Genomic DNA, 8,961 nt, shown 5'->3' with positions numbered 1-8,961 from the left:
GCCGGTGATCCCGGCCTCGATGAGTGCGACGGCGCAGGGGCCGGTGCGGCCGTGGTGGTTGCAGGGCTCCAGGGTCACGACGGCGGTGGCACCGGCCGCCGCGCCCGGCGCGAGCCGCTGCAACGCGTCCACCTCGGCGTGCGGGGTACCCGAGCCGCGGTGGAACCCCTCGGCGAGCACGGTCCCGTCGGGCGAGAGGAGCACGCAGCCGACCTGCGGGTTCGGGCCGCCTGCGGGCCCGAGCGCGGCGAGCTCGAGCGCGCGGCGCATCGCGGCCTCGGTGCTCGTCGCGACGGCGGTCATGCGGTCCTCGGTGCGGTCGGGGTGCTCCGGGGACGGGTGCTGCTCGGCGGGGGCGCGACGCGCGCGCGACCGTCCCGTGCTTCTCCCATCCAGACTGTGACTGTCGGTTCCGGAGTTCCACCGGATCGGCCCCGCCCGCGCCGCCCCTCGCGGGGCGTTTCGGACGGGGTTCGCGGACTATGACCGCCGGTTCGGAATTGCACCGACCCCGGAGCACGTGTTCGTGTTGCTGCTTCTCTACCAGAACCCTGGGCCGTCGCGCCTATTCCCGGGTCGCTTCGTGACGTCCTCCACCCCATTCGTGACTTGCCACTTCCGCCCCCTTCAGCGGGCCCGAAGGGTACGAAAGTGGCAACTCACGGCCGGAGGATCGGGGCGAGCGCCGCCAGCACCGCGTCGGGCTGCTCCACGGCCGCGAAATGGCCGGCGCCCTCGAGCACCGTCTCCGCGAAGTCCGGGATCAGGCGGGCGAGGGCGGCGCCGTCATGCGCGCCGGTGAACACGTCGTGCCCGCCACGGACGGACCGCACCGGGCAGCGGATCCGCCGCCAGCGGCCGAGGTCGTAGCCCGCGGCCTCGCGGCACGCTGCGACGAACGCTCCTGGCCGCACCTCGTCGGCGAGGGCCTCGATCACCGACGGATCCGGCCTGCTCGCGAAGAGGGGTGCGGCGAGCGTGCCGAGCACGCCGAGGCGGTGGAGGCCGCCGACGAGCGGCCGGCCTCCGCCGGGCAGGCGCGCGAGGGTGCGCATCCCGAGCAGCATCCCCGCGAACCACGGCAGGCGGGCGCCGCCGCGGATCGGCGACCGCACCGCGGCGACGACCGCCGAGGCCGTGGGGGAGACGAGGCCGACCCCGAGCACGGCGTCCGGCCGCCGGGCGGCGAGGTCGAGGGCCGCGAACCCGCCGAGCGAGTGCCCGAGCAGCCGCCAGGACCGGTGTCCGGCGTCCTCCGCGACCTGCTCGATCGCGGTCGCCAGGACCTCGACCTGCGGCACGGGACCGGGGGATCCGCCCCAGCCCGGGAGGTCGACGGCGATCACGTCGCGCAGCGGGGCCGGCGTGCGGTCCGACGCGGCGAGCAGCGGCGTCCAGGTCGTCCAGGACCCGGCGGCGCCGGGCAGGAGGATCGTCGCCGGTCCGCCGGCGGGACGGCCGGCATGCACGAGGAGCGGGCCGGCGGCCGTGCCGACGATCCGGCGGCGCAGGCCGAGCGCGGCGGGATCGGTCTGCAGCGGAACGGGCACGCGAGGGGTTCGGAGCCGACCGGCTCCGCGAGGTCAGCCCTGCACGGCCGGGCGAGCGGGGGAGAGGTCGGCGAGCACGCCCTCGAGCCCCGGGATCGCCGACGGCGTGCCGAGCAGGTCGTCCGCGACGACGGCACCGAGCGCGGCGGACGTCTGGATCCCGTAGCCGCCCTGCCCGGCCAGCCAGTAGAAGCCGGGCACGGCGCCGTCCCGTCCCACGACCGGCACGGCGTCGGGCGCGAGGGTGCGAAGACCTGTCCACGTCGTCGCCGCCTCGCGGAGGTCGAGGTCGGTGACCGCGTTGACGCGCTCGAGCACGGTGGCGACGACCTCGGCGCGGGGCCGGGCGTCCTCGGGCTCGCTCGGCTCGTCCTCGAGGGCCGACGCGAGGATGCCGGTGCCCCGCGGCCGGAAGTAGAAGGTGTCGAGGGCGTCGGCCACCATCGGCCATGCCGGATCCACGGGGCGCCCGGCGGGCACCCCGACCGCGACCGTGCGCCGCAGGGGCTGCAGCCGCCGGGATCGGGCCCCGAACAGCGCCGCCACCCGCTCCACCCAGGCGCCCGCCGCGTTCACGACCACCGGCGCCTCGACGGCGGCGGCGCCCGCCGTGAGCCGCCAGGCGTCGCCGGTCCGCACCGCACCGTCGACCCGTGCCGAGGGCAGCACGACCGCGCCCGCGTCCACGGCGGTCGACCGGTACGCCTCGAGCAGCGCCGGCACGTCGACCTCGACGGCCGAGCGGTCGATGCCGGCCGCGTGCACCGCATCCGGCCGGAGGGCGGGCAGCAGCCGCACGGCCTCGGCGGCGTCGAGCTCCTCGAGGCCCGCGACGGTGGCGAGCAGCTCGTCGAGATGAGAGCGGTCGCCGGTCGTGGACACCCAGAGCAGCGGCCGCGGCGTGAAGATCGGCCGACCGAGGCGCTCGGCGATGGCCTGCACCCGGGGGATGGACGCGCTCGTCAGCCGGCGCACCGGTGCCGGCCCGTAGGTCGGCTGCATCTGCTCCGCCGACCGGCTCGACGTGTGGTGGTACAGCCGTGGCTCGGCCTCGAGCACGACGACCCTGGCCCGGCTGCCGACCGCTGCGGCCAGGGAGAGGCCGGCGATCCCGCCGCCGATGATCGCGATGTCCGCCGTCGTGGTCACGCCGCCTCCGTCCGGTCGAGGAGCAGGCCCGGCAGGTCGCCGAGGCCCGAGATCACGGGGAGGCCGAGCCGTCGCGCCTCGGCGAGGTCGGCCGGATCCACGTCGACCGCGCCGCGGTCGAGCCAGATGCCCGTCATGCCTGCGGTCGCCGCGCCGACGGCGTCCGTGCGGATCCGGTCGCCGACGTACGCGCAGGCGTCGAGCCGCACGGTGAAGCGGCGCGCGGCCTCGGCGAAGATCCGGGGATCGGGCTTCGCGAACCCGAGCTCGCCGGACGTCACGACGTGCTCGAACCGCTCCTGGATCCCGAGCGCCTCGAGCTTCGCGGTCTGGAAGGCGAGGTCGCCGTTCGTGATGACACCGAACCGGACGCCGGGGATCCGCTGCTCGAGCGCGTCGAGGCAGGGGAGCGCGTCCGGGTGGAGGCGGAACGCCGCCCGGTACCGCCGCACCCACTGCTCGAACCAGGCCGCGGCGGCGGCGTCGTCGAGCTCGGTCCCGTAGGGCGCGAGGAAGGACCGGACCCGCGCCCGCCGCTGCCCCTGGTAGTCGAGCTCGCGGGCGAGGTACCGGTTGTAGTGGTGCTCCTCGAGCTCGCGCCACCGCGCCTGCTCCTCGGCGACGGGGGGCGGGTCGTCGCGACGCTCCATCGCCGCGAGCGTCGCGACGACGGCGTCATCGACGGCCTCCCGATGTGCGAACAGGGTGTCGTCCAGGTCGAACAGGACGGCAGCGATGCTCATCGGCTCACCTGCGCCTCTGCGCCGGCGATGGCACCGGACGTCATCCCCCGACCTCGGCCGGCCAGCCGGGCTGGGGCTCCCTCGGCTCGCCGGCGAACAGCTCCCCGTGCCAGCTGTCCGGATGCGAGCCGTCGCGGTCGGCGACGGTCGCAGGGCCGGTGCGGGTGAAGTGGAAGCCGGCCCGGCGGGCCGCGCGCGCCGACGCGACGTTGCCGACGAGGCAGGACCAGGTCATCCGCTCGTTACCGGCACGGAACCAGTGGTCGATCACGACCTCGAACGCCTCGCCGAGGTAGCCGTGCCCCCGGTGCTGCGCGCCCATCCAGTACCCGACCTCGCCGTACGAGCGGAGGCCGATCACGCCGAGCAGGCGGGCGTCGGGCACGTCGGCGAGGCGGATCGCCCACGTCTGCTCCGTGCCCTCCTCCCACCACCGCGGAGCGAGCTCGAGCAGGAACGTCGCGGCGTCCTCGCGGCGGTACGGCACGGGCACCGTCGTGTACTGCTGCAGGACCGGGTCCTGGCAGTACTCGAACACGGTCTCCACGTCCCGCTCGCCGGGCTGGTCGAGCACCAGGCGCGGCGTGCGCAGCACGACCGGCGTCATCGGATGTGCCGGAACAGGCCGACCCGGTCGTACACCTCGTCGAGCTTCGCGTCGGCGATGCCCGCGGCCCGCTCGGCGCTCGCGGTGAGGATCCGGTCGAGCTCCGCCGGGTCGGCGAGCAGCTCCTCCGTACGCTGCTTGAGCGGCCCGAAGACCTCGACCACGGCGTCGGCGACGTCCTTCTTGAAGTCGCCGTAGCCGCGGCCCGCGTACTCGGCCTCGAGCTGCGCGACCGGCGCCTCCCGGAACGCCGACAGGATCGCGAGGAGGTTGGAGACGCCGGGCTTGGTCTCGCGGTCGAAGCGGATCTCGCGCTCGGTGTCCGTGACCGCCGACCGGATCTTCTTCGCCGTCACCGAGGGCTCGTCGAGCATCCAGACGATCCCCGCGTCCGACGCCGCCGACTTGCTCATCTTCACCGTCGGGGTCTGCAGGTCGTAGATGCGGGCGGTCTCCCGCTGGATCAGCGCCTCCGGCAGCGTGAACGTGGTCCCGAAGCGGCTGTTGAACCGGCCGGCGAGGTCGCGGGTGAGCTCGACGTGCTGCCGCTGGTCGTCGCCCACGGGCACCCCGGCGGCGTCGTAGAGCAGGATGTCGGCCGCCATGAGGATGGGGTAGGCGAACAGGCCCACCGACGCCGCATCCGCGCCCTGGCGCTGCGACTTGTCCTTGAACTGCGTCATCCGGCTGGCCTCCCCGAAGCCGGTGATCGTGTTCAGCACCCAGGCGAGCTCGGCGTGCGCCGGGACCTGCGACTGAACGAACATCGTCGATCGGGCCGGGTCGATGCCCGCGGCGATGTACTGCGCGGCGAGCGTGCGGGTCTGGGCACGGAGCAGCGCCGGGTCCTGCGGCACGGTGATCGCGTGCAGGTCGACGATGCAGAAGATCGCGTCGTACTCGTCCTGCAGCGCCTTCCACTGCAGGATCGCGCCGATGTAGTTGCCGATGTGGAGGGAGTCGGCGCTCGGCTGGATGCCGGAGAAGATGCGGGCCTTGTCGGTCATGGTGCTTCCGTGTCGGAGGGAGGTCGGGGCGGCGGAGCGGTGCGCGACTACAGGGCGTAGTCGGCCACCACAGGCGTGTGGTCGGACCATCGCCCGTCGCGGGAGTCGGCCTTGTCGACGGCGTAGTCCGCCACCCGGTCGGCGAGCGCCGGGGAGGCGAGCTGGTAGTCGATCCGCCATCCGGTGTCCTTGTCGAACGCCTGACCGCGCCATGACCACCACGTGTAGGGCCCGTCGATCTCGCCCGCGGCACGGCGGCCGACATCGACCCAGCCGAGGCCCGCGCCCGCGTTGTACCGCTCGTCGTCCTCGGCCCCGACCATCCGGTCCCAGTACGCGCGCTCCTCGGGCAGGAAGCCGCTCGCCTTCTGGTTGCCGCGCCAGTTCCTGATGTCGAGCCGCCGGTGCGCGACGTTCAGGTCGCCGACGACGACCGCGAGGGGGTTGTGTGCGGTGAGCTCGGGCAACCGTGCCTCCATCGCATCGAGGAACCGGAACTTCTCGTCCTGCTTCGGCGTGCCCGCTTCACCGGAGTGCACGTACGCGGAGACGACACTGAGCACGACGTCGCCGACCTCGAAGTCGGCCTCCAGCCAGCGGCCGGCGGTGTCGAAGTCCTCCTCGCCGATCGCGACACGGTGGATGTGCGCCTTCCCGCGCGAGGCGATCGCGACGCCCGCGCGGCCCTTGGCGGTGGCGGCGTCGTGGAGCACGTTCCACTCGGGGCCGAGGAGCTGCTCGAGGTCGTCGGTGGAGGCCCGCACCTCCTGGAGGGCGAGGATGTCGACACCCCGCCCGCCGAGCCACGCGCCCATGCCCTTGCGGAAGGCGGCACGGACCCCGTTCACGTTGACACTGGCCACCCGGACCGTCGTGCTGGCCATGCTCCGAGCCTACCGATCAGCCCGGGCGCGCCTCAGCGCGGGGCGGGCTCCTCCGCCTCCGCGGTGTCGGGTGTCGTGTCGCCGCTGCGCTCCTGGGCCTCGGTGAACTCCCGCTCCGTGGGCACGGCGGCCCGCCGCCGGTCCTCGGCCCGCTCCTCCGCCTCGAGCTGCCGCTGGAGGCGGTGCCGGGTCAGCCCGCGCGTCGTGCGGATCCGCTCCTCGAGCTCCTGCCGGTTCGCGTCGGCCACGACCCGGCGTGCGTTCTCGAGCTCCCGCGCCTCGTCGAGTCCGCGCTGGTCAGCGCTCAGCCTCCGAGCATCGATGCCGGCGTCCTGCATCCCGACGGCGATCCAAGAGGCGGCGACGAGGATCACCTGGCAGACGAAGTTGAAGTAGAGCAGCACGCCGATGAGGGTCGCGAAGGCGCCGATCAGCGGGTTCGAGGAGGCGCCGCCGAGCAGGCTCGTCCCGAGGGTCTGCAGGAACGCGAGTCCGACGCCGCCGGTGAGCGCGCCCGCGAGCAGCCGCTTCCGCGGGATCGGGATGCCCGACAGCAGGCGGTATGCCGAGGCGAGCAGCGCGGTGTCGATGACGAGCAGCAGGACCGCGCTGACCGCTGTCGTGGCCGCCTGCTCGAGCCATGACGCCTTCCCGAGCCCGAGGAGGGCCGCGACGAGACCGAGCGCCGTGTTGCTGACGAGGCTGATGACCGCGGTCACGAGCACCACGGCACCGAAGGCGACCGTGTAGCCGGCGTTCTTCAGGATCAGGACGGCGGGGTTCGTCGTCAGGCCGGGCAGATCGAACATGATCCGGATCGCGGTGCGCAGGGTGCCGACGAACCCGACGGCGGTGAGCAGCAGGCCCACGAGCGAGATCACGCTGCTCCAGCTCAGGCCCGTCGCATCGAGCAGCGTGGTCGCCTTGATCGCGCCGGCATGCGCGACCCCCACCGTGTCGGTGTAGGAGATGAGGCGAGGGATGAAGTTGTCGAGCGCGCCGAACAGCGACGTCTGCAGGAAGGGGTTCCCCTTCACCACGAATCCCGCGATCGAGAACGTCAGCCAGAGACCTGCGAACACGGCGAAGATCGCCTGGTACGTCATGCCTGCGGCGATGAGCGGACCGTTGTCCGAGAGGTAGTGGAACCACACCCGCACCGGTCTCCAGGCGAGGACGCGCTCGATGAGCCCGGCGACCCCGGCCGCGTGCGTCGCCGGGTCGGGCCGCGCCCCCGACGCCTGCACGGGCACGTCGGCGTCGCGCACGCCCTGGTCGGCGGCGGCCTGGCTCATGGCGCCACTGTAGGCGCGCCGGTCCCCGCGGCGGCCGGGCATCGGCTGGGCGGTTGTCACCGACAACCCGACCCATATGCTGTGCTCAGCACCCGTCCGAGCAAGGAGGCACGCGCGATGCGACTGACCGGGATCGGCGTGGGCAGGACGGTCGCAGTCGGACCCGTGCGGCGGATGCCGGATCCGCTCCCCGAGCCGCCGGAGAGCGCCACGCACGCAGGCGCGGACGCCGAGATCGACCGCACGAAGTCGGCGCTGCAGCAGGTGTCGGCCGAGTTGAACGATCGCGGCCGTCGCGCCGGCGGCGAGGCCAGGAACGTGCTCGAGGCGCAGGCCCTCATGGCCGAGGACCCGACGCTCGTCGACGGCGTGATCGCGCGGATCACCGCCGGACGAACGGGGGAGCGGGCGGTCTTCGAGGCCTTCCTCGAGTTCCAGGTGATGCTCGTCGGGCTCGGCGGCTACATGGCGGAGCGCGCCACGGACCTCGGCGACGTCGCCCAGCGCGTCATCGCGCGGCTCACCGGAGTGCCCGCGCCCGGCGTGCCCGAGTCGGACACCCCGTTCGTGCTCGTCGCCCGCGACCTCGCGCCCGCCGACACGGCGCTGCTCGACCTCGACAAGGTGCTCGCCCTCATCACCAGCGACGGGGGCCCGACGTCGCACACCGCGATCCTCGCACGCGCGAAGTCCATCCCGGCGATCGTCGGCGTCGGCGGCGCCCTCGAGCTCCGCGACGGCCAGACCGTGATCGCGGACGCGTCCACCGGCGCCATCGAGGTCGACCCCGACGGCGCCGCGGTCGCGGACGCGCGGCGCCGCATCGAGGAGCGCAAGGCGCTGCTGTCCGCCCCGATCACCCCGGGCGCGCTCGCCGACGGCACGAGGATCCAGCTGCTCGCGAACCTCGGCAGCGCGAAGGACGCGGCCGGTGCCGTCGAGCTCGGCGCCGAGGGCGTCGGCCTGTTCCGCACCGAGTTCCTGTTCCTCGACGCGAAGTCGGCACCCACGGTGCAGGAGCAGCGCGACCAGTACACGGCGCTGCTCAAGGCGTTCCCCGGCAAGAAGGTCGTCGTGCGCGCGCTCGACGCCGGCGCCGACAAGCCCCTCGCCTTCCTCAACGACAGCGAGGAGGAGAACCCGGCGCTCGGGCTGCGCGGCCTGCGGGTGCTCCGCGTGCACGAGGACATCCTCCGCGAGCAGCTCACCGCCCTCGCCGAGGCCGACGTCGCGACCGACGCCGATCTCTGGGTGATGGCGCCGATGGTGTCCGAGCCGGAGGAGAGCGCCTACTTCACGGCGCTCGCCAAGGAGCTGGGCATCCGGACCGCCGGGGTGATGGTCGAGGTGCCGTCGTCCGCGCTGCTGGCCGCGCAGGTCCTCGAGTCGGCCGACTTCGTCTCGATCGGCACGAACGACCTCACCCAGTACACGCTCGCCGCGGACCGGCTGCTCGGCAGCGTCGCGAACTTCCAGGACCCCTGGCATCCCGCCGTCCTGCGCCTCGTTGCCGAGGTCGGTAGGGCCGGCGCCGCCGTCGGCAAGAGCGTCGGCATCTGCGGGGAGGCGGCGGCGGATCCGCAGCTCGCGGTCGTGCTCGTCGGCCTCGGCGCCACGAGCCTCTCGATGACTCCGGCGGCGCTCGCCGACGTGCGCGCCGAGCTGCTCACCGTCACCCTCGACGAGGCCCGCGCCCGCGCTGCCGCGGCCGTCGCCGCCCCGTCGG

Annotated in this window: 8 protein-coding genes, 1 pseudogene and 1 riboswitch; of the genes and pseudogenes, 1 reads left to right on the top strand and 8 read right to left on the bottom strand. The window is 73.9% G+C overall.

Annotated elements, in window-relative coordinates; all coding sequences use genetic code 11:
* From JWQ92_RS09180 to JWQ92_RS09145, 8 genes and pseudogenes are all read right to left on the bottom strand, one after another.
* Positions 1-303, bottom strand: a pseudogene (locus tag JWQ92_RS09180) (riboflavin biosynthesis protein RibD); the annotation flags it as partial.
* A gap of 72 nt (positions 304-375) precedes the next feature.
* Positions 376-524: riboswitch (FMN riboswitch) on the bottom strand.
* Between the two features lie 135 nt (positions 525-659).
* Complete coding sequence (locus JWQ92_RS09175) at positions 660-1,550, bottom strand: alpha/beta hydrolase (RefSeq protein WP_297344155.1); 891 nt, start codon at positions 1,548-1,550, stop codon at positions 660-662.
* Between the two features lie 33 nt (positions 1,551-1,583).
* The gene (locus JWQ92_RS09170; protein ID WP_297344154.1) at positions 1,584-2,699 is read right to left on the bottom strand and encodes an FAD-binding oxidoreductase; all 1,116 of its coding nucleotides are present in this window, start codon (positions 2,697-2,699) and stop codon (positions 1,584-1,586) included.
* Positions 2,696-3,442: an HAD family hydrolase gene (locus JWQ92_RS09165; protein ID WP_297344153.1), complete on the bottom strand. Its 747-nt coding sequence runs from the start codon at positions 3,440-3,442 to the stop codon at positions 2,696-2,698. Before JWQ92_RS09165 ends, JWQ92_RS09170 begins: the two co-directional genes overlap by 4 nt.
* 40 nt (positions 3,443-3,482) lie before the next feature.
* Complete coding sequence (locus JWQ92_RS09160) at positions 3,483-4,049, bottom strand: GNAT family N-acetyltransferase (protein WP_297344152.1); 567 nt, start codon at positions 4,047-4,049, stop codon at positions 3,483-3,485.
* Positions 4,046-5,056, bottom strand: coding sequence for a tryptophan--tRNA ligase (gene trpS / locus JWQ92_RS09155; protein ID WP_297344151.1), 1,011 nt, complete (start codon positions 5,054-5,056; stop codon positions 4,046-4,048). The genes JWQ92_RS09160 and trpS overlap by 4 nt, the downstream gene beginning before the upstream one ends.
* Positions 5,057-5,103: 47 nt before the next feature.
* The gene (locus JWQ92_RS09150) at positions 5,104-5,940 is read right to left on the bottom strand and encodes an exodeoxyribonuclease III (RefSeq protein WP_297344150.1); all 837 of its coding nucleotides are present in this window, start codon (positions 5,938-5,940) and stop codon (positions 5,104-5,106) included.
* 32 nt (positions 5,941-5,972) lie between these two features.
* The gene (locus JWQ92_RS09145; protein WP_297344149.1) at positions 5,973-7,235 is read right to left on the bottom strand and encodes a YhjD/YihY/BrkB family envelope integrity protein; all 1,263 of its coding nucleotides are present in this window, start codon (positions 7,233-7,235) and stop codon (positions 5,973-5,975) included.
* Positions 7,236-7,352: 117 nt separating this feature from the next.
* Here JWQ92_RS09145 and ptsP point away from each other — a divergent pair.
* Positions 7,353-8,961 (top strand): phosphoenolpyruvate--protein phosphotransferase (ptsP, locus tag JWQ92_RS09140; protein WP_297344148.1); only part of this gene is annotated, 1,609 nt, incomplete at its 3' end.

Source organism: Amnibacterium sp., assembly GCF_025463795.1.
In the GTDB taxonomy this organism is placed as follows: Bacteria; Actinomycetota; Actinomycetes; order Actinomycetales; family Microbacteriaceae; genus Amnibacterium.
This window is presented reverse-complemented; position numbering and strand designations above follow the sequence as displayed.

Bases quoted from the DNA above. Each gene is read 5' to 3' on its own strand.
- JWQ92_RS09165 (WP_297344153.1), bottom strand. From the start codon at position 3,442: ATGAGCATCGCTGCCGTCCTGTTCGACCTGGACGACACCCTGTTCGCA.
- trpS (WP_297344151.1), bottom strand. From the start codon at position 5,056: ATGACCGACAAGGCCCGCATCTTCTCCGGCATCCAGCCGAGCGCCGAC.
- JWQ92_RS09150 (WP_297344150.1), bottom strand. From the start codon at position 5,940: ATGGCCAGCACGACGGTCCGGGTGGCCAGTGTCAACGTGAACGGGGTC.
- JWQ92_RS09160 (WP_297344152.1), bottom strand. From the start codon at position 4,049: ATGACGCCGGTCGTGCTGCGCACGCCGCGCCTGGTGCTCGACCAGCCC.
- JWQ92_RS09145 (WP_297344149.1), bottom strand. From the start codon at position 7,235: ATGAGCCAGGCCGCCGCCGACCAGGGCGTGCGCGACGCCGACGTGCCC.